The sequence below is a fragment of the Zoogloea sp. genome (assembly GCF_041904905.1).
Classification (GTDB): Bacteria; Pseudomonadota; Gammaproteobacteria; order Burkholderiales; family Rhodocyclaceae; genus Zoogloea.
Genome location: NZ_JAYRMI010000044.1, coordinates 1 through 18777, shown reverse-complemented (window position 1 = coordinate 18777; position 18777 = coordinate 1). Strand labels below are relative to the sequence as shown.

At 70.0% G+C, this 18777-nt stretch carries 15 protein-coding genes and 1 riboswitch; of the genes, 7 read left to right on the top strand and 8 right to left on the bottom strand.

The genetic code is table 11. The annotated features are described in order from the left end of the window. Positions 1-15: 15 nt before the first annotated feature. From ACE3N6_RS12740 to ACE3N6_RS12715, 6 genes are all read right to left on the bottom strand, one after another. Complete coding sequence (locus ACE3N6_RS12740; RefSeq protein WP_374246151.1) at positions 16-1341, bottom strand: TolC family outer membrane protein; 1326 nt, start codon at positions 1339-1341, stop codon at positions 16-18. A gap of 29 nt (positions 1342-1370) precedes the next feature. Continuing rightward, positions 1371-1694 carry a rhodanese-like domain-containing protein gene (locus ACE3N6_RS12735; RefSeq protein WP_374246150.1) on the bottom strand — a complete coding sequence of 108 codons (324 nt, stop codon included), beginning with the start codon at positions 1692-1694 and terminating at the stop codon, positions 1371-1373. A gap of 13 nt (positions 1695-1707) precedes the next feature. Next, positions 1708-2361: a protein-L-isoaspartate O-methyltransferase gene (locus ACE3N6_RS12730; RefSeq protein WP_374246149.1), complete on the bottom strand. Its 654-nt coding sequence runs from the start codon at positions 2359-2361 to the stop codon at positions 1708-1710. 65 nt (positions 2362-2426) lie between these two features. Further along, positions 2427-5585 (bottom strand): efflux RND transporter permease subunit, encoded by a 3159-nt coding sequence (locus tag ACE3N6_RS12725; protein ID WP_374246148.1) that lies wholly within the window; start codon positions 5583-5585, stop codon positions 2427-2429. Positions 5586-5589: 4 nt separating this feature from the next. Continuing rightward, the gene (locus ACE3N6_RS12720) at positions 5590-6702 is read right to left on the bottom strand and encodes an efflux RND transporter periplasmic adaptor subunit (protein WP_374246147.1); all 1113 of its coding nucleotides are present in this window, start codon (positions 6700-6702) and stop codon (positions 5590-5592) included. Next, the gene (locus ACE3N6_RS12715) at positions 6699-7349 is read right to left on the bottom strand and encodes a TetR/AcrR family transcriptional regulator (protein WP_374246146.1); all 651 of its coding nucleotides are present in this window, start codon (positions 7347-7349) and stop codon (positions 6699-6701) included. The genes ACE3N6_RS12720 and ACE3N6_RS12715 overlap by 4 nt, the downstream gene beginning before the upstream one ends. Before the next feature lie 370 nt (positions 7350-7719). On the opposite strand from ACE3N6_RS12715, the gene ACE3N6_RS12710 reads away from it, so the two are divergent. Then, entirely contained in the window at positions 7720-8442 is a 723-nt protein-coding gene (locus ACE3N6_RS12710; RefSeq protein WP_374246145.1) for a superoxide dismutase, read from the top strand. Positions 8443-8454: 12 nt separating this feature from the next. Beyond that, on the top strand, positions 8455-9645 hold the full coding sequence (locus ACE3N6_RS12705; RefSeq protein ID WP_374246144.1) for a polysaccharide pyruvyl transferase family protein: 1191 nt from the start codon (positions 8455-8457) through the stop codon (positions 9643-9645). 9 nt (positions 9646-9654) lie between these two features. Here ACE3N6_RS12705 and ACE3N6_RS12700 read toward each other — a convergent pair whose 3' ends face one another. Beyond that, positions 9655-10104, bottom strand: a complete 450-nt coding sequence (locus ACE3N6_RS12700; RefSeq protein ID WP_374246143.1) for a hypothetical protein — start codon at positions 10102-10104, stop codon at positions 9655-9657. 151 nt (positions 10105-10255) lie between these two features. Between ACE3N6_RS12700 and ACE3N6_RS12695 the strand changes: the two genes are divergently transcribed. The 4 genes from ACE3N6_RS12695 to ACE3N6_RS12680 all read left to right on the top strand — a co-directional run bounded on the left by ACE3N6_RS12695 (position 10256) and on the right by ACE3N6_RS12680 (position 16770). After that, positions 10256-11668, top strand: a complete 1413-nt coding sequence (locus ACE3N6_RS12695) for a PLP-dependent aminotransferase family protein (RefSeq protein ID WP_374246142.1) — start codon at positions 10256-10258, stop codon at positions 11666-11668. Positions 11669-11781: 113 nt separating this feature from the next. Continuing rightward, positions 11782-12693 (top strand): transporter substrate-binding domain-containing protein, encoded by a 912-nt coding sequence (locus tag ACE3N6_RS12690; RefSeq protein WP_374246140.1) that lies wholly within the window; start codon positions 11782-11784, stop codon positions 12691-12693. A gap of 64 nt (positions 12694-12757) precedes the next feature. Next, on the top strand, positions 12758-13759 hold the full coding sequence (locus ACE3N6_RS12685; RefSeq protein ID WP_374246139.1) for an LLM class flavin-dependent oxidoreductase: 1002 nt from the start codon (positions 12758-12760) through the stop codon (positions 13757-13759). 158 nt (positions 13760-13917) lie between these two features. After that, positions 13918-16770, top strand: a complete 2853-nt coding sequence (locus tag ACE3N6_RS12680) for an ATP-binding protein (protein WP_374246138.1) — start codon at positions 13918-13920, stop codon at positions 16768-16770. A gap of 102 nt (positions 16771-16872) precedes the next feature. On the opposite strand, the gene ACE3N6_RS12675 is transcribed toward ACE3N6_RS12680, so the two are convergent. Then, complete coding sequence (locus tag ACE3N6_RS12675; protein ID WP_374246137.1) at positions 16873-18354, bottom strand: carbonic anhydrase; 1482 nt, start codon at positions 18352-18354, stop codon at positions 16873-16875. Positions 18355-18504: 150 nt separating this feature from the next. After that, positions 18505-18615: riboswitch (TPP riboswitch) on the top strand. Positions 18616-18652: 37 nt separating this feature from the next. Between ACE3N6_RS12675 and ACE3N6_RS12670 the strand changes: the two genes are divergently transcribed. Then, positions 18653-18777 (top strand): hypothetical protein (locus ACE3N6_RS12670; RefSeq protein ID WP_374246161.1); only part of this gene is annotated, 125 nt, incomplete at its 3' end.

Below are 18777 nucleotides of genomic sequence, written 5' to 3'. Positions count from 1 at the left end.
TCGGCCAGCCCGGGCTCAGTCGAGCAGCACGTTGATCGCGTTGATGTCCTCGTCCGCCAGCGTCCCTGCCGCCGCCTTCAGCTTGAGCTGGGCCAGCAAGGTGTCGTAGCGGGCCTTGGAGAGCTTCTGCAGGGTGTCGTAGAGCTGGCTCTGGGCGTTCAGCACATCGATGTTGATCCGCACCCCCACCTCGTAGCCCAGCTTGTTGGCGTCGAGGGCGGAGCGGGACGACACCTGGGCCGCCTCGAAGGCCTTCACCTGCGCCAGCCCGCTGGTCACGCCCAGGTAAGCCTGGCGGGCATTCTGGGCGGCCGTGCGGCGGGCGTTGTCGAGATCGGCGCTGGCCTTGTCGCGCAGGGCCGCGGCCTCGCGGACGCGGGAAGTCACGCTGCCGCCCTGGAATAGCGGCAGCGCGAGCTGCACGCCGACGACGGTGGAGTCGGTGTTGGTGCGGATCGGCGTAAGCGCCGACAGCGGCGCGGTGGACGACGCCGCGTTACCGTAGCTCGCCACCAGATCGACGGTGGGCAGGTGGCCGGCGCGGTTGCGCTCCACCTCCCGCTGGGAGATCTCCCGTGCCACCTGGGCAGCCTGCACCACGTAGCTGCCGTTCTCGGCCGAATTCACCCAAGCCTGGATGTCGGCCGGCTCGGGGCGGCTCAAGGCCACCCCCTTGCGCAGCCCCTTCAGCACGTCGGGCTCCTTGCCGGTGAGCACCAGCAAGGCGTGGCGCTTGACCGCCAGATCGCTCTCCGCGGCGATCACCTGGGCCGACGACAGATCGGCGCGGGACTGGGCTTCATGGACGTCGGTGACAGTGACCGTGCCCACCTCGAAGCTCTTCTTGGCCAGCGCCAGCTGCTGGGTGTTGGCCTCGTGCAGTGCGCTGGCCGCGGCCAGCACATCCTGGGCCACCAGCACGTCGAAATAGGCCTGGGCGGCCCGCACGGTCAGATCCTGGCGGGCCTGCTGGTACTGGGCCTCGGCCAGCGCCACCTGCATCTCGCCCTGCTGGTACTGAACCCAGTTCTGCCAGCGGAACAGGGGCTGGGTGAGCTGCACCTGCCAACCGTTGCTGTTGTAGCCCCGGGTCACGTCGTAGTGCTTGAGATCGGCCTTGTTCCAGTTGGAGTTGCCGGTGAGGCTGACCGACGGCAGCAGCCCGGCACGCCCCTGGGGCAGCTTCTCGCGACCGGCCTCGAGGGACGCACGGGCACTCGCCAGCGCCGCATCGTAGGCCAGGGCATCCCGGTACACCTGCTCGAGATCCGCCGCCGTGGCAGCCCCTGCCACCAGGCTCGCCGCCATCGCCAGCACCACACGTCCTGCAACCCGTCTCATCGCGTTCTCCGTCACTCGTTTCGCACGTCTCAATACTGCGGCATGGCCGGATCGACCTGCTGCGCCCACTGGGCCACGCCACCGGCGAGATTGATGACCCCGGTCACGCCCTGGCGCTCCAGGAACATCGCCACCTGCATGCTGCGCCCGCCGTGGTGGCAGATCACCACGATCTCGGCCTCGTCGGGCAGCTCCTGGAAGCGCGCCGGCACACTGGCCATCGGCATCGGCACCGAGCCCGGAATCGCACAGTAGGCAAACTCGGACGGCTCGCGCACGTCGAGGAGGAAGGGCGCAGGACGGCTGGCATCCTGCAACCACTCGGACAACTGCGTCGGCGTGATCTGTTTCATCGGGCGGCGTGACTCAGAACTTGAACTGGCTCTTCTGGGGGGCGTTGCGCATCGTCGGCACGAGGTTCTCGAAGAGCGACTCGGTGCGGAACTTGCCTTCAGCCACGTGGGTGATGAGCTGGGCGGTCATCAGCGGCGCTTCGCCGACGAAAGCGAACAGGCGACCGCCCACCTTGACCTCCTGCAGCAGGGTTTCGGGCACGTAGGGCACGCCGCCGGAGACGACGATCAGGTCGTAGGGCGCGCCGCCGGCCCAGCCACGCACGGCATCGCCTTCCTCGACGATGACGTTCTCGACGCCGTAGCGCTTGAGGTTGTCGTGGGCCATGTTGACCAGCGCCGGCTCGATGTCGACCGTGCGCACCCACTCGGCCTTGGCGGCCAGCAGCGCAGCAAAGTAGCCGGAGCCGGCGCCGACTTCGAGCACCTTGTCGGTACGCTTGACCTGCACGGCCTGCAGCACCTTGCCCTCGATCACCGGCACCAGCATGCTGCCGCCGTGGCCGAGGGGAATCTCGCCTTCGGACAAGGCCAGCGACTTGTAGGCTTCCGGCACGAACTCCTCGCGGCGGACACTCATCAGCGTGTCGAGCACGCCAAAATCCAGCACCTCCCAGGGGCGGATCTGCTGCTCGACCATATTGAACCGTGCTTGTTCGTAATTCATTTGGGGCTCCCCGAATAATATTAGCAGAAGCTAATATTTATGATCCGCATAAAAACTTTCGGATTCTAGCCTACTTGCGCGCTGCGCTGTTCATCCGGCTCGCGGCGGACGCGATACCAGGCCGCGTACAGGGCCGGCACGAACAACAGGGTGAGCAGCGTGGCGACGATCAGGCCGCCCATGATCGCCACCGCCATCGGCCCAAAAAAGGCACTGCGGGTGAGCGGGATCATCGCCAGCACCGCCGCCGCGGCGGTGAGCGCGATGGGCCGCAGCCGGCGCACCGCCGACTCGACGATGGCGTTCCAGATCGACAGGCCCTTCTCCACGTCCTGCTCGATCTGGTCCACCAGGATCACCGAGTTGCGCATGATCATCCCGAACAGCGCGATGGTGCCCAGCATGGCCACAAAGCCGAAAGGCTGGCCGAAGAGCAGCAGGAACAGCACCACCCCGATCAGCCCCAGCGGCGCGGTGAGCACCACCATCGTCGTGCGCGAGAAGCTGCCCAGCTGCACCATCAGCACCGTGAACACCACCGCCAGGAACAGCGGGAAGCCCGCATTCACCGAACTCTGGCCCTTGGCGCTCTCCTCCACCGCACCGCCGGTCTCGATGCGATAGCCGGCGGGAAGCGCGGCGCGGATCGGCTCCAGCAGCGGCGCCACCTGGGCGGTGACGGTGGGCGCCTGGACGCCATTCACGTAGATCTGGCCGCGCACGGTGATGCTCGGCTCCCGGTTGCGCCGCCACACCAGCCCCTGCTCGTAGGCGTAGCCGACGGTGGCGATCTGGGTCAGCGGCACCGACTTGCCGGCCCGGGTCGGGATCGCCAGCTCGGCCACCAGCGAGAGCTTGTCGCGCTCGAAGGCGTCGCCGCGCAGCACCACGTCGATGGACTCGATACCTTCCCGGTAGCTGGTGGCCACCAGCCCGCGCTGGCTGCTGTTGAGGAAGTTGGCCACGTCCTGGGTGCTCAGCCCCAGCAGGCGCGCCTTGCGCTGATCCACGTCGACGCGCAGCACCTTGGATTGCTCGTCCCAGTCCAGCTGCACGTCCGACAGGTTGGGGTTGGTCCGCATCGCCTCGGCCACCTCGGCGGCGTATTTGCGCACCGTCGGAATGTCCGGCCCGCTCACCCGGAACTGCACCGGAAAGCCCACCGGCGGGCCATTTTCCAGCCGGGTGACGTTGGCGCGCAGGTTCGGGAACTCCTGGCGGAACAGCTCGATCATCCGCGTGCGCAGCGCCTCGCGGCTCTGGATGCTGTCGGTGAGCACCACGAACTGGGCAAAGTTGGCGGCCGGCAGCTGCTGGTCCAGCGGCAGGTAGAAGCGCGGGCTGCCGGTGCCCACGTAGGCCACGTAGTTGTCGATGCCCTTCTCGTTCTTCAGCACCGCCTCCAGCTTTTCAACCTCCGCCTTGGTCGCCTTCAGGCTGGCGCCCTCGGGCAGACGCAGGTCGATCAGCAACTCCAGCCGCGTCGAGTTGGGAAAGAACTGCTGCTGGACGAGCCCGAAGCCGACGATCGCCGCGGCGAAGATCGCCAGCGTGGTGCCGATCACCACCCAGCGCCGCGCCACGCACCAATCCACCAGCGCCCGGAAGCGGTTGTAGAACGGGGTGCGGAAGACCGACTCCTCGTCGCCCTCGATGTGCGGGTCGCCCAGGCCGATGCGATCCTTGAAGGCATCGAGGCGCGGAAAGCGGGTGGAGAACCAGCTCGGCTTCTTCGGCCCGCGCGGGTCGGGCAGCAGCACGTAGCCCAGGTAGGGCACCACGATCACCGCCGCCAGCCACGAGGCCAGGAGCGCGATGGCGTTGACCTGAAAGATCGAGCGGGTGTACTCGCCAGTGGAAGACTGCGCCGTGGCGATGGGCAGGAAGCCCGCCACCGTCACCAGCGTGCCGGAGAGCATCGGCCCGGCGGTGCTGGTGTAGGCGAAGGCCGCCGCCTTCGAACGCTCCCAGCCCTGCTCCATCTTCACCAGCATCATCTCGACGGCGATGATCGCGTCGTCCACCAGCAGGCCCAGGGCCAGGATCAGCGCGCCCAGCGAGATCTTGTGCAGCCCCACGTCGAACAGCCGCATCCCGAAGAAGGTGACCGCCAGCACCAGCGGAATCGACAGCGCCACCACCAGCCCGGTGCGCAGCCCCAGCGAGAAGAAGCACACCACCAGCACGATGATGACCGCCTCGGCCAGCGAGCGCACAAACTCGTTGATCGACCGCTTGACCGCCTCCGGCTGGCTCGCCACCTCCTGCAGCTCCATGCCCACCGGCAGGTCGGCCTGGATGCGCGCCGCGGTGGCCTTCAGGTTGGCCCCCAGGGCGATGATGTCGCCGCCCTTGGCCATCGACACCCCCAGCCCCAGCGCGTCCTGCCCCTGGAAGCGGAAGCCCGGCGCCGGCGGCTCGACGAACCCGCGCCGCACCGTGGCGATGTCGCCGATCCGCAACTCGCGCCCACCGGCCCGCACCGTGGTGTCGCGGATCGCCTCGACGGTATCGAAGGCGCCGCTCGGGCGCAGGTAAATCCGCTCGTCCTTGGTCTCGAAGTAGCCACCGGGCACCACCGCGTTCTGCTGGGCCAGGGCCGCCGTCACCGTCTGCACATCCAGCCCCAGCGTTGCCAGCCGGGCGTTGGAGAGCGACACGTAGATGCGCTGCTCCTGCTCGCCGATCAGATCCACCTTGGCCACGCCGGGCACCCGCAGCAGCTCGGCGCGAATCCTGTCGCTCTCGGCCTTCAGCTGGGCGTAGTCGAAGCCGTCGCCGGTGAGCGCGTAGATGTTGCCGAACACGTCGCCGAACTCGTCGTTGAAATACGGCCCGCGGATCGTGGACGGCAGGGTGGCGCGGATGTCGCCGATCTTCTTGCGCACCTGGTAGAAGATGTCCGGCACGTCCTTCGCCGGGGTCGAATCCTTGGCGATGAAGAGCACCACCGACTCGCCCGGCCGGGAGTAGCTACGCAGGGTGTCCACATTGGGCACCTCCTGCAGCTTCTTCTCGATGCGGTCGGTAACCTGCGCCTCCATCTCCCGCGCCGATGCGCCCGGCCATTCGGTGCGCACCACCATCACCTTGAAGGTGAAGGGCGGGTCCTCCGACTGGCCCAGTTTCTGGTACGACAGCACCCCCACCAGCGCCAGCAGCACGATCAGGTAGCGCACCAGCGGCTGGTTGCGCAGCGCCCACTCCGACAGATTGAAGCCCATCGCCTCAGCCCCCCGCGCCAACCGTGGCGGCCGCCGGGCGGCCCGCCGTGCGCGGCTGCAGCAGCTGGCCGGCAACGATCTTGTGAACCCCCGCCGCCGCGATCGTCTCGCCCGCCTGCACGCCGCCGGCCAACAGCACACCGTCCTCGCGGAACTGGCGCACCTGCACCTTGCGCAGCACCGGCTTGACCAGCGCACCCTCCGGCTGCATCACCCACACCGCGCTGGCGCCCTCGTGCTCGAAGAGCGCGGTGGCCGGCACCAGCAGGCCGCCCCCCGCCGCGTCCGCATCGGGCAGGATCACGTTGGCGGTCATCCCCAGCTGCACCGCCGGGCTTGCATCGACGATGGTCACCCGCACCGCGTAGGTACGGGTGGCGGCGTCGGCCGCTGGCGCCACCTCGCGCACCCGGCCGGCGAACGCCGCCTCCGGCGCCGCCGGCAGCCGCACCTCGATCCGCCCGGCCTTGCGCAGCGCAGCAATGCGGCTCTCCGGCACCGCGATCAGCACCTCCCGCTCCCCGTCCCGGGCAAGCTTCATCACCGGCGTCGAATCCTTCACCACCTGACCGACCTCGCCGCCCACCGCCGTAATCACCCCCGCCTGATCGGCCACCAGCCGGGTGTAGCCGGCCTGGTTGCCGGCCACCGTGGCCTGGGCGCGGGCCTGCTCGACGCGGGCGGCCGCCGACTTGAAGCTGGTTTCCTTGGCATCCAGCACGCTGCGGCTCACAAAGTTCTTGGCCACCAGATCGCGGTAGCGCTCCACCTCCGCCTTGGCGTAGGCCAGCTCGTTCTGGGCCGCCGCCAGCTGGGCCCGGGCCGCCTCGGCGTTGAGGCCCGCGTCGCTCGGGTCGAGCCGCGCCAGCAGCTGGCCGGGCTTCACCACCGCCCCCACATCCACCAGCCGCTCGACGATCTTGCCGGACACGCGGAACGCCAGATCGGACTCATAGCGCGCCCGCACCTCGCCCGAATACAGCACCCCGGCCGTCACCGGGGCGAGGGCCAGCTTGTGGACCATCACCGGCCGCGGCCCCTCGGCCACCGGCTGGGGTTTGGAACAGGCAGACAGCAGCGCCACGCACAGGGCGCCAAGCACGAAGGAGCGGTTCATCGTTGGGTTTCCTCGGAGGGCTCGACCAGCAGGCCGCGGAAGAGCACGTCGAAAAAGGTGTCGAAATAGTTCTCGGGCATCGGCCGGGCCGACGAGCAGACGGGCAGCGAGCACTGCCACACCGCCTGCATCAGGAGCGGGTAGAAGACCATCTGGCGCACACTCTCCGGGTTACCCTGGCGGAACACGCCCTTGGTCATGCCGGCCTCGATCACCCGGTTGAGCAGCATGTGCCACGGGCCGATGACCCGCTCGTTGAGGTACATCGCCACCTCGGGGAAGTTGCCCGCCTCGCACAACATGAGCTTGCAGGTGCCGGCCAGGTGGGTGGAGCCGATCTGCGCCCACCAGAACTCGAGCAGCGCCCGCAGCAGGCGCACCGGATCGTCGCCAAGCCGCTCGACCATCGCCTCCACCTCGCCGATCATCGGCACGATGGATTCCTCGATGACCGACCGGAACAAGGCCTCCTTGCTGTCGAAGTACAGGTAGAGCGTGCCCTTCGAGACCCCCGCCCGGCTGGCCACGTCGTCCAGGCGGGTGGCGGCGAAGCCCTTCTCCACGAAGAGCGCCATGGCGGCGGCGGCCAGCTCGGCGGGGCGGGCATCCTTGCGACGCTGGCGACGGTGCGTATCGGGGGTGGTCATGATAATTACTGACTGACTGGTAAGTCATTAATTTAGGCGAGCCCGACGAACTTGTAAAGCCAGGCGTTTCGGGCGCCCTCCCGCGCCGCTGCCGCCCCGAACGTCAAATGATGTGGAAGGCCCCGCCGAAGCCCCGCGAGGCAGGCAAAGGCGCCTACGATCCAGCCTTCCGCCGCAGCGTTCACCGGCACCGCCCTCGGGCTGGCATCGGCAAAGTGCTGGCCGCACCGTCGGCGCCCCAGCGCCCGCCCGAAAAACCCTGACGCAAACCGTGAATTTGTCACAACAAGAAAATTTAAGAAGTTGACATAGAAAGAATTAAAACTTGCGTTAATCTCAAATCCTGTCTTCACCTCAGTCAGGAAAACCCATGCGCAACCCCATCCCGGACGGCGTCTCCGCCCCGCAGACCAAACGGCGCAGCCTCCTCCTCGCAGCCAGCGGCGCTGCGCTTCTGGGCGTGACCGGCCTCCCGCGTCACGCCGGGGCAGCGGCCCGGAGCCCGAACTACTTCGCCGACCTGCCCTACGCCCTCGACGCGCTCGACCCCGTGCTCTCCGCCAACACCCTCGGCTACCACTACGGCAAGCACCACAAGGCCTACGCCGACAACACCGCCCGACTGGTGACCGGCACCCCGCTGGAAGGGCTGCCGCTCGCCCAGCTCATCGCGGCCAGCGCCGGCAAGGCCGACCAGGGCGCCCTCTTCAACAACGCCGCCCAGACCTGGAACCACGCCTTCTACTGGCAGGGCCTGCGCGCCCGGGGCGGCGGCGAGCCGCCGGCCGAACTGCGCCAGCGCCTCGAAGGCGCCTTCGGCAGCGTCGCCGCCTTCAAGAAGGAATTCGCCAACGCGGCGATCACCCAGTTCGGCAGCGGCTGGGCCTGGCTGGTGGCCGACGGCGAGCGCCTGAAGGTCATCAAGACCGGCAACGCCGACACGCCCCTCGCCGCCGGCCTCAAACCCCTGCTGGCCATCGACGTGTGGGAGCACGCCTACTACATCGACTACCAGAACCGGCGCGCCGACTACGTCAACGCCGTCCTCGACAAGCTGATCGACTGGGATTTCGCCCTGCGCAACCTCGGCTGACCGCCCCGCCCCATGACCCTCCCCACCATCCTGTTCGGCGCCTTCGACCGGCACAACTTCGGCGACCTGCTGTTTCCCCACGTGGCCGCCGCACTGCTGCCGGCGCGGCCCCTGATCTTCGCCGGGCTCGCCGAACGGGACATGCGGGAGTGGGGCGGCCACCCCGTCCACGCCATCACCCAGGTGGCCGAAACCTGGGGCGACAAGCCGATCCGGCTGATCCACGCCGGCGGCGAACTGCTCACCTGCAAGGCCTGGGAAGCGGCGGTGATGCTCCAGCCGCCGGCTGCCGCCCAGGTCATCATCAGCCGGCTCGACGCCAGCCCCTCGGCCCGCGACGCCTGGACCGAGCGCATCCTCGGCCTGCCCGCCCACGCCCCCTACTGCGTCTCGCCCGGGCTGTTCCCCAACGCCCAGCGGCGGGTCTACTGCGCGGTGGGCGGGGTCGAACTCGCCGAAAGCCCGGCCGACCTGCGCGACGAAGTCATCGCCGCCCTGTGCGCCGCCAACGCCGTGGGTGTGCGCGACCGCCTCACCCTCGCCCACCTGCGCGCCGCCGGCATCCAGGCCCGGCTGATGCCCGACCCCGCGGTGATGGTGGCCGAACTGTTCGGCCCCACCGTCGAAGCCCACGCCAGCCGGGGCGAGCTGGCCGACATCCGGGCCGCCTTCCCCCACGGTTATCTGGCGGTGCAGCTGGGCGCCGACTTCGGCGACGACGCCACCCTCGGGGCGGTCGCCGAACAGCTCGACCGGGCCGCCGCCGCGGCCGGCCTCGGCATCGTCCTGTTCCGCGCCGGCACCGCCCCCTGGCACGACGACCTGGACTGCCTGCAACGCCTCGCCGGCCTGCTCCGCACCCGGCCGCTCACCATCCTCAACTCGCTCTACCTGTGGGACATCTGCGCCCTCATCGCGGGCAGCCGCGGCTACTGCGGCAGCAGCCTGCACGGGCGCATCGTGGCGATGGCCTTCTGCCTGCCGCGGATCAACGTGCTCCACCCCCGGCAGGCTGGCCACCCCACCAAGCAGGCCGCCTTTGCAGCCACCTGGGAAGCCCCCGGCCACCCCGGCGCGGTGCACGTCCCCGACATCGCCGGCAGCCTCGCCCGCGCCCTGGCCACCGACCCGGCCCAGCGGCGCCGCACCGCCCAGGAACTCGCCATCCTCTACCGTCAGGGCTTTGCCGCCCTCGGCCCCTGAACGCCCCCCTCAGCGCCAGCTCACCCGCGCGCCGGCCGGCACCAGCACCGCCGCGCCGTGCACCGCCTCGAAGGGCCGCGCGCCGCTCCACGCCGTCAGCCGGCCCACGGCATCCGCCTCCAGCCGATCGAGGCGCACCCCCTCCGGCGCCGCCCAATGCCCCAGCACCCGGCCGCTGAACCCATCGTGGGCATCCAGCCCGTTATCCGCCAGCACCCACACCCGCCGGCTCGCCGCCTGCACGTGCACCGCCAGCACCGCGCCCCGGGGCCGGCTGCGCAGAGTGGCCAGCGGCGTCACCCCCCGGCTCACGTCGATCACCTGCACCGCGCTCCCCCCCGGCGGCGCCAGCAGCACCCACTTCAGCGACGGGCAGTAGGCCTCCACCCCACCGGCCCGGGTCGGCGCGGCCGCGAGCAGCGTGGCAAAGACGATGACGAACAGGGGCAGGCGGCGCATGGCGGTTCTCCTCGGAAAGCGAATCGGACAACCTGACAATACCGGACACTTTTCAGCCACCCCAGATACACTATCCGGACAAACCGCCCTCCCGTACCGGCCCAGCCCCATCCACTGGCCCGGTGCGCCGACCGATACACCGGAGCCCCCGATGCTGCAGTTCACCCTCTCTGCCGACAGCCCCACCCCGCTGGTGGACCAGATCGTCACCGCCATCCGCACCCGCATCGACGACCGCATCCTGCGCCCCGGCGCGCGCCTGCCACCGATCCGCCAGTTCGCCGAACGGCACGGCGTGTCGCGCTTCACCGTCGTCGAAGCCTACGACCGGCTGGTGGCGGTGGGCTGCCTGCAATCCCGGCGCGGTTCCGGCTTCTACGTGGCGAGCCGGGCCCAGCCCGCCCGCGCCGCCGCCGGCACCGACGCCGTCGAGCGGGCCATCGACGCCAGCTGGCTGATGCGCGAGATGGCCAATGGCGACCCGGAGCGCATCCTGGCCGGCTCGGGCAGCCTGCCCGCCGCGTGGCTCGACGAGGCCGGCGTGCTGCGCAACCTGCGCAGCCTCACCCGCCGCCCCGACGTGCGCCCGGTGAGCTACGGCTCGGCCCAGGGCTACGCACCGCTGCGCGCCCAGCTCCAGGTGCGCCTGGCCGAGATCGGCATCGGCGCCACGCCGGAGCAGATCGTCCTCACCTACGGCGTGCACCAGGCGCTCGACATCGTGTGCCGCTACTTCCTCAAGCCCGGCGACTGCGTGCTGGTGGACGACCCCGGCTACTGGAACCTCTTCGGCAACCTGCGCCTGTACGGCGTGGCGCTGGTGGGCGTGCCGCGCACCCCCGACGGCCCCGACACCGCCGCCCTCGAGGCGCTCCTGGCCGAACACCAGCCGCGGCTCTACTTCACCCACTCGGTGCTCCACAACCCCACCGGCTGCAGCCTCTCGCCGGCGGTCGCCTTCCGGGTGCTGCAGCTGGCCGAGAAGCACGACTTCATGATCGTCGAGGACGACATCTACGGCGACCTCGCCCCCGACGCCGCCACCCGCCTGGCCGGGCTCGACCAGCTCGACCGGGTCATCTACACCGCCAGCTTCTCCAAGACGCTGTCGGGCAACCTGCGGGTCGGCTTCCTCGCCTGCCGGCCCGATCTGGCCCACCTGTTCACCGACGTCAAGATCGTCTCGATGATGTCGTCCGCCGAACTCGCCGAGCAGCTCATCCACCAACTGCTCACCGACGGCCACTACCGCAAGCTCCTCGACCGGCTCAAGGGCCGCCTCGCCGAATCCACCGGCCAGGCCCTGCGGATGCTCGAACGGGTCGGCCTCAAACCCGAACCCGAGCCCCGCGGCGGCCCCTTCGTGTGGGCCCGGGTGCCGGGCCTCGTCGACACCGCCGACCTCGCCCGCCGGGCCACCCGCGACAACATCCTGCTCGCCCCGGGCAACGTCTTCCGCCCCCAGAACCAACCCTCCGGCTACCTGCGCCTCAATGTGGGTTTCTGCGGCGAGCCCCGGCTGGAGCGCTTCCTCGCCGCAGCCGCGGCCGGCGCCCACGGCTGACCGGCCAGATCGGGGACACGCGGGCTAAAGTTTCCCCGCCTCCCTCCGCTAGATGCAGAGCCCGGCCTCCTCCCGGTTTCCCCACCGAGCCCCCACCAGACGACAAAAACGCCATGCCCGCCCGCCACTCCCCGATACGACGGCTGCTCCTCGCCGCCAGCCTCCTGTGCCTGTTCGGCAGCGCGCTGGCCGACGACCTGCGGGACATCCGCGAACGCGGCGTGCTGCGTCACCTGGGCGTGCCCTACGCCAACTTCGTCACCGGCAGCGGCGACGGGCTCGACGTGGAGATCGTCCAGCTCTTCGCCCGCCACCTGGGCGTGCGCTACGAGTTCGTCCCCAGCACCTGGGACACGGTCGTCGGCGACCTGACCGGCAAGGACACGCGCACCAAACCGACGCTCCCGGACCCCGGCCGTCGCCCCATCCGCGGCGACATGATCGCCAACGGCATGACCATCCTGCCTCCGCGCCTGAAGCTGGTGGATTTCTCCGACCCCACCTTCCCCTCCGCCGTATGGCTGCTGGCCCGCTCCGACACCGCCACCCAGCCGATCAAGCCCAGCGGCGACAAGGAGCGGGACATCCGCGCCACCAAGGCCGCCCTCCGGCAGGGCAGCACTTTCGTGATCTACAACTCCTGCCTCGACCCGGCCCTCTACGACCTCGAGAACAAAGGGCTCCCGCTCAAGCGTTTCACCGGCAGCAACAACGTCAATGATCTCGTGCCGGCCATGCTCAAGCGCGAGAGCGACATGACCCTGCTCGACGTGCCCGACGTGATGATCGCCCTCGAACGCTGGCCCGGAAAGATCAAGGTCATCGGCCCGATCTCCGAAGAGCAGCGCATGGCCGCCGCCTTCCGCAAGGATTCGCCCGAGCTGCGCGACGCCTTCAACGCCTTCCTGGCCGGCATCAAGAAGGACGGCACCTACATGAAGCTGGTGAAGAAGTACTACCGCGTCGCCCCGCGCTACCTGCCCGAGTTCTTCCGGGACATTCCCGGCGGCAAGGCCGGCGGCTAAGGCTCGCCGCGGCCCCCTTCGGAACACCCGGAAACGATTCGCAATACCCCCTAGAATGACGGGCATGAAGACACTGCAAGACATCAAGCTGTCCATGCTCGACCTCGTCGCGATCCGCGAGGGCCGCAGCGTGGCCGACGCCCTGGCGGTCGCCCTGACCACCGCCCGCCACGCCGACGCCCTCGGCTTCACCCGCTACTGGGTGGCCGAGCACCACAACATGCCGGGCGTCGCCAGCGCCGCCACCGCCGTGCTGGTGGGGCACATCGCCGGCGGCACCGGGCGGATCCGGGTCGGCTCGGGCGGCATCATGCTGCCCAACCACGCCCCGCTGGTGGTCGCCGAAGCCTTCGGCACCCTCGCCGAACTCTACCCCGGCCGCATCGACCTGGGCCTGGGCCGCGCCCCCGGCACCGACGCCGTGACGATGCGCGCCCTGCGCCGCGACCGTGTCGAGACCGAAGACGACTTCCCCCGCGACGTAGCCGAACTGCAGCGCCTCCTCGGCCCCGTCCAGCCGGGCCAGCGGGTCGTCGCGGTGCCCGGCGCCGACACCCGCGTACCGATCTGGATCCTCGGCTCCAGCCTGTTCTCCGCCCGCCTGGCCGCCGAACGCGGCCTGCCCTACGCCTTCGCCTCCCACTTCGCGCCGCGCCAGCTGCTCCAGGCGATCGCCCTGTACCGCAGCAAGTTCCAGCCCTCCGCGGCGCTCGACAAACCCTACGTGACGATCGGCGTGCCGGTGATGGCCGCCCCCACCGACGAAGAGGCGGAATTCCTGGCCAGCAGCAACTACCAGCGGGTGCTCGGCATCCTCACCGGCAACCGGCGCCGGCTGCAGCCGCCGGTCGAACACTTCATGGCCTCCCTGCGCACCGAAGAACGCGCCGCCATCGGCGACTTCCTCGCCGCGGCAGTGGTCGGCGGCCCAGGGCGGGTCCGCGACGGCCTCGCCCGCCTCGCCCAGCTTACCGACGCCGACGAGTTCATGGTCGTCTGCGACATCTTCGAGCCCGACCTCCGCCTGCGCGCCCTCGACATCGCCGCGGCGGCGATGGGGCGCTGAGGCACGACCGGAGGTTTCGTCTGTAAATCCGTTCACTGACGATAAAGATTCGCTGCCCCGCACCGTTATCGGCAAAGGGCAGCGTCACGCGGCAGGCCACGCCTGCCCTCACCCGGGGGAGCGGCCGGCGGCCGACCCTGAAACAACCGATCCATCCCATGTCCAGCGACGAATTCCTGCTAAGGCGTTACCGGAAGAGCTTCGTCGCCATCGGGATCTTCATCCTCTACGCGGTGGCCCTGCTCGCCCACAACCTGAGCGTGCGGGAGCGCCTGCAGCAGAACCTGATCGAAGCCGCCCAGCTCGACCTCGTCCGCCGCGCCGACGCCCTCTCCTACTACTTCACCGAACGCCACAACGACCTGGTCGATCTCACCCAGTCGGACGTCGTCGCCAACTACTTCGGCAGCGTCGATCTCGGGATGAGCGCCGACTACGGCCTGGCCGTCCAGCTCCAGGCCATCGAAGACAAGTTCGAGCGCCTCATCGAGCACAAGCGGCTGGGCTTCGCCCCGATCTACGACCAGTTCACCCTGATCGACGACAAGGGCGCCGTCATCGCCCAGGTCGGCGAGCCGCCCCCGGGCGCCACCGCCGTCATCGCCCCCCCGGCCAACAACCACGGCATTGAGCTGCTCGACGGCGGCAAGCGGCTCCGGCTGGCCCAGGCCGTCGCCATCAAGGGGCGCGTGCGCGGCCACATCGTCGCCAGCGGCCCGTTCACGCCGCTCGAAGCCCGCAACGGCTCCACCCAGCCCCAGCGCCCCGAAGCGCTGGTCGCCACCGACTCCGGCGAACCCGTCTCCGGCACCGCCCCCGAAGCCTTCGCGCGCCCCGCGGTCCAGCGAGCCCTGGCCGGGCTCGGCAAGCGCGGGCGGGCCGGCCCGATCGGCGCCGACGCCGACCGCGACGACACCCCCATCGCCGCCATCAAGCAGCACATCGAGGGCACCCCGCTGGCCCTGGCCGCCCTGATCGCCGAAGACGAACTGCGCAACCACTCCACCCCGCCGCTGCTGCTGCTCGGCATGGGGCTGGTGCCGCTGGCGGTGATCTTCATCGTGATCCAGGAGATGCTCGAACGGCGCCGGGTCGAGCAGGCCCACATCGCCGCCCGCGCCGAAGCCGAGCGGCTCGCCCAGGCCCGCAGCGACTTCCTCGCCAACATGAGCCACGAGATCCGCACCCCCCTCAACGCCATCCTCGGGCTGGCCCAGATGGGCATCCGCAACTCCTCGGGGCGCAACGCCGAGAAGCAGTTCGTCCGCATCAACGAGTCGGGCCAGCACCTGCTGGGGGTCATCAACGACATCCTCGACCGCGCCCGGATCGAGGCCGGCAAGCTCACCGTCGAGCACATCCCGATCAACCCCGGCAAGGTCATCGACGCCGCCATCACCCTCACCGCCGAGCGCGCCTACGCCCGCAAGCTGGCGTTCTACGTGCGGGAGCGCGACCTGCCCGCCAGCTGCCGCAGCGACCCCCTGCGCCTGTCCCAGGTGCTGGTGAACGTGCTGGGCAACGCCATAAAGTTCACCGACGCCGGCTCGGTCAGCCTCGACGCCCGGGTCGAAGCCGGCCAGCTGTGCATCAAGGTCAGCGACACCGGCATCGGCATGACCCAGGAGCAGATCCAGCGCCTGTTCCAGCCCTTCGAGCAGGCCGACAGCTCCACCACCCGCCGCTTCGGCGGCTCCGGCCTGGGGCTGTCGATCTCGCTCCACCTGGTCAAGGCCCTGGGCGGCGACATCGTCGTCTCCAGCACCCCCGGCATCGGCAGCAGCTTCGACGTCCGCATCCCCCTGATCGCCGCCGAACCCGAAGCCCCGCCGCCGGCCGGCAGCGTGGTACTGGCGGGCTTCCCGGACGACGCCGCCGCCGACCTCGCCGGCGGGCTCCAGGCCCGCGCCATCCCCACCCGCATCGTCGCCACCCCGGGCGACCCCATCCCCGCCAACGCGCTGGTGGTCATGGACGCCCGCGTCGCCGACCGGGGCCTGGACTGGCGCCGGTGGCTGCGCCAGCTGCGCGACGACGGGCGCCCGCTGGCTCTCGCCGGGCACATCGACGAGATCGACCTGTCCGGCCTCGCCGACGGGCTGGCCGGCCGCCTGCCGCTGATCGAACACCCCCTGCGCGTGCGCCACATCGTGGATTGCCTGCGCGCCGCCCACAGCCCCCGGCCCGACACCTACATCCGGCCCGAGGCCCGGCTCGACGGCCTGACCATCCTGGCGGTGGACGACAACGAGATCAACCGGCTGGTGCTCACCGACCTGCTCACCCAGGAAGGCGCGCGGGTCGACTGCCTCGCCGGCGGCCCCGAAGCCCTCGCCCGGCTCGCCGCCGCCGGGGCCGACACCTACCACCTGGCGATCACCGACATCCAGATGCCCGGGATGGACGGCTACGAACTCACCCGCCGCATCCACGCCGTGGCCCCCACCCTGCCGGTGCTCGGGCTCACCGCCCACGCCGGCCCGGAAGCCCGGGAGCACTGCCTCGCCGCCGGCATGCGGGCCCACATCCCCAAACCCCTCGACCTGGACACCCTGGTCACCGAGATCCTGCAACACCGCCGCCCGTCGGCCCCCACCGAGATCACGCCCATGCCCGCCGATACGCCCGCCCCTGCCGTCACGCCGTCCTCGAGCGAAGCCCCCAGCGCCACCGGCGGCCTGATCGACTGGCCGGCCCTCGAAGCCCAGTTCAAGGGCAAGAGCGCGTTCGTCACCCGCCTCGCCAGCCGCGCCCTCAGCAACTACCGCGCCAGCGTCGTGCGGCTGCGGGCCCTGGCCGCCGGCGACGGCGAGCTGTCCGAGCTGTCCTTCCTTGCCCACAGCCTCAAGGGCACCGCCGGCACCCTCAAGGCCCAGGAAATCTACGACCTCGCCGCCCGCACCGACATGGCCGCCCGGGCCGCCGACCCCGACAGCCGCGCCCTGGCCGGCCAGCTGGCCGACGGGGTCGACCGGCTCATCGTCGAGCTGGCCCTGCGCACCGGCGAATAAGCCCGCGGCCCCCTCGCCAAAAACAAAGGGCGAACCCCGCGGCTCGCCCTCTCTCTTCCCGACGCCGGCAGCCCGCCCCGAAGGCAGCCCGCCGGCCCCGCCTCAGCGGGATTCCTTGATCATCCGCCCCCGCACCGACTGGATCGGTCGCGCGTTCATCGGATACATCCGCGCAAAGATCGCGATCTGCTCTGCCGACAGCTGCGCCGGCTGCTTCATCACCATCCACAGCACCCCCTCGCTGCACGGCGGCGTGGTCAGCGACCCCATGTAGGTGTAGTAGCTGCGGTCACCCGGCAAGAGCTGGTTCAGGTCGATCGTCACCCCCTCCGGCGAATAATCCACGTTCTTCTCCAGCGGCAGGTTGTTCCACAAAGTCTGCACCAGCGGATGCACCTGCCCCCGCTCCAGCAGCACCGCCACCACCGCCAGGCGGCCATCCAGATCCTTGTGCACCAGATGCACCACCATCTCGAAGCCCTTGCCGTTGATGCGCTCCTCCGACGGGCGATGGAAGTGGAACTGGACCAGATCGTAGTAGCGCCCCATCACCTGCAGGCTGCTGCCCGGCCCCACATTCACCTGCACCGTGTGGCCGTTGTCTATGATACGAAATTGGCTCAATTTGTAGTCAAAACGTATCGGTTCCAACTCCACCTTGATGCCCTCGCGGATGTCGATGGGCGACTGGCGCTCACCGCTGCCGCATAGCTGCCACTCCGGCTTGAGCACCCCCCAGTTGGCCGGCCCGCCCTCACCCTCGTAGCTCCAGTGGATGTCGTGATGGGCCAGCGGCGTGCCCGCCGCCGCCGGGCCGTGGGCCGCATGGGCATCCACCGCCACCGTCGGCGAGCGGACCACCCGCGGGCGGGGCCGGGGCGGCGGCACATAGGCCGGCACCCGCTGCACCTCGGGCGGCGCCTCGGCGCGCAGGGGGCGCTCCGCCGGCTTCTCGGCAGCCGGCTCGGCCTTCGGAGGCGGCGCCGGCTTGTCGATGAAATTCTTCTTGATCGGCAGCGCCGGCTCCGCGCCGTGCTCGCCCTTGGCCTCCGACACCTGAGCCACCGCCGGCTTCTCGGCCCCCTTCGCCGGCCGATAATCGGCCGCCCGCAGATCCGGCTTGGCCGGCGCCGCCTGGGCCGCCTTGGCGGCGCTCGCCGCGTTCTTGGCCAGCGCCGAAATGTCGCCGCCGCCGGCGGGCTTGCACACATCCCGCCACAGCCGCTCGTCCACGCTGCCGGCGGCCACCGGCATGTCCTTCTCCACCTTGACCTTCTCGTCCTTGATGACCGCCGAGTCGGCATCCAGATACACCCGCTTGATGGTGGCGAAGGTCTGGTTCCGGCAGTCGTAGCGGTTCAGGGCCTTGACCGCCGCGTAACCGGCGGTCGCCGCCTCGGCCTCCGACAGGACGATCCGCCCCCAGGCCACCTTGGTCCCGGGGTCGGACTGCAGGATGCTCGCCCGATCGAGTTCGATCGTGCGCTTCTTGTCGGATACGACGGTCTGCCAGTCGGCAGCCAGCGCGGAGGACATGCCGGCCACAGCCAGCAGGGCAACGAGGGGGCGCAGACGATGGCGCATGTTCTATCTCCGGAGATGGGCGGGCCGCGAGGGGCCGGATGCCCCTATTTCGGCCCGGAGACCCCAAAGCTTTAGCCGCCGCCCCCGCCCCGCCGCCCACCGAAACCCCCGGCGAATCTTGCGTTTACCTTGCCATTCCAGTACTTTGGGAAGATACGTTAGGGGTGCCGACGTGCGCTTGGGTGCGCACCGCCCGGCTGAGACTTACCCTCCGAACCTGATCCGGGTCGTACCGGCGTAGGGAAACGTGGCTCCTGCCGCGCCCTCCCTTTCCGGCGGCCCTCCCCAAGGAGCCTTCATGAACGCCACCGACAAATTCCTCGCTGCGTCCGCCCACGTGGACGAAGCGGCCGTTGCGCCGCTGCCCAACTCCCGCAAGATCTACGTCGAAGGCTCCCGGCCCGACATCCGCGTGCCGATGCG

Coding starts and splice junctions, on each gene's coding strand:
- ACE3N6_RS12740 (WP_374246151.1), bottom strand. CDS start 1,341: ATGAGACGGGTTGCAGGACGTGTGGTGCTGGCGATGGCGGCGAGCCTG.
- ACE3N6_RS12735 (WP_374246150.1), bottom strand. CDS start 1,694: ATGAAACAGATCACGCCGACGCAGTTGTCCGAGTGGTTGCAGGATGCC.
- ACE3N6_RS12730 (WP_374246149.1), bottom strand. CDS start 2,361: ATGAATTACGAACAAGCACGGTTCAATATGGTCGAGCAGCAGATCCGC.
- ACE3N6_RS12725 (WP_374246148.1), bottom strand. CDS start 5,585: ATGGGCTTCAATCTGTCGGAGTGGGCGCTGCGCAACCAGCCGCTGGTG.
- ACE3N6_RS12720 (WP_374246147.1), bottom strand. CDS start 6,702: ATGAACCGCTCCTTCGTGCTTGGCGCCCTGTGCGTGGCGCTGCTGTCT.
- ACE3N6_RS12715 (WP_374246146.1), bottom strand. CDS start 7,349: ATGACCACCCCCGATACGCACCGTCGCCAGCGTCGCAAGGATGCCCGC.
- ACE3N6_RS12710 (WP_374246145.1), top strand. CDS start 7,720: ATGCGCAACCCCATCCCGGACGGCGTCTCCGCCCCGCAGACCAAACGG.
- ACE3N6_RS12705 (WP_374246144.1), top strand. CDS start 8,455: ATGACCCTCCCCACCATCCTGTTCGGCGCCTTCGACCGGCACAACTTC.
- ACE3N6_RS12700 (WP_374246143.1), bottom strand. CDS start 10,104: ATGCGCCGCCTGCCCCTGTTCGTCATCGTCTTTGCCACGCTGCTCGCG.
- ACE3N6_RS12695 (WP_374246142.1), top strand. CDS start 10,256: ATGCTGCAGTTCACCCTCTCTGCCGACAGCCCCACCCCGCTGGTGGAC.
- ACE3N6_RS12690 (WP_374246140.1), top strand. CDS start 11,782: ATGCCCGCCCGCCACTCCCCGATACGACGGCTGCTCCTCGCCGCCAGC.
- ACE3N6_RS12685 (WP_374246139.1), top strand. CDS start 12,758: ATGAAGACACTGCAAGACATCAAGCTGTCCATGCTCGACCTCGTCGCG.
- ACE3N6_RS12680 (WP_374246138.1), top strand. CDS start 13,918: ATGTCCAGCGACGAATTCCTGCTAAGGCGTTACCGGAAGAGCTTCGTC.
- ACE3N6_RS12675 (WP_374246137.1), bottom strand. CDS start 18,354: ATGCGCCATCGTCTGCGCCCCCTCGTTGCCCTGCTGGCTGTGGCCGGC.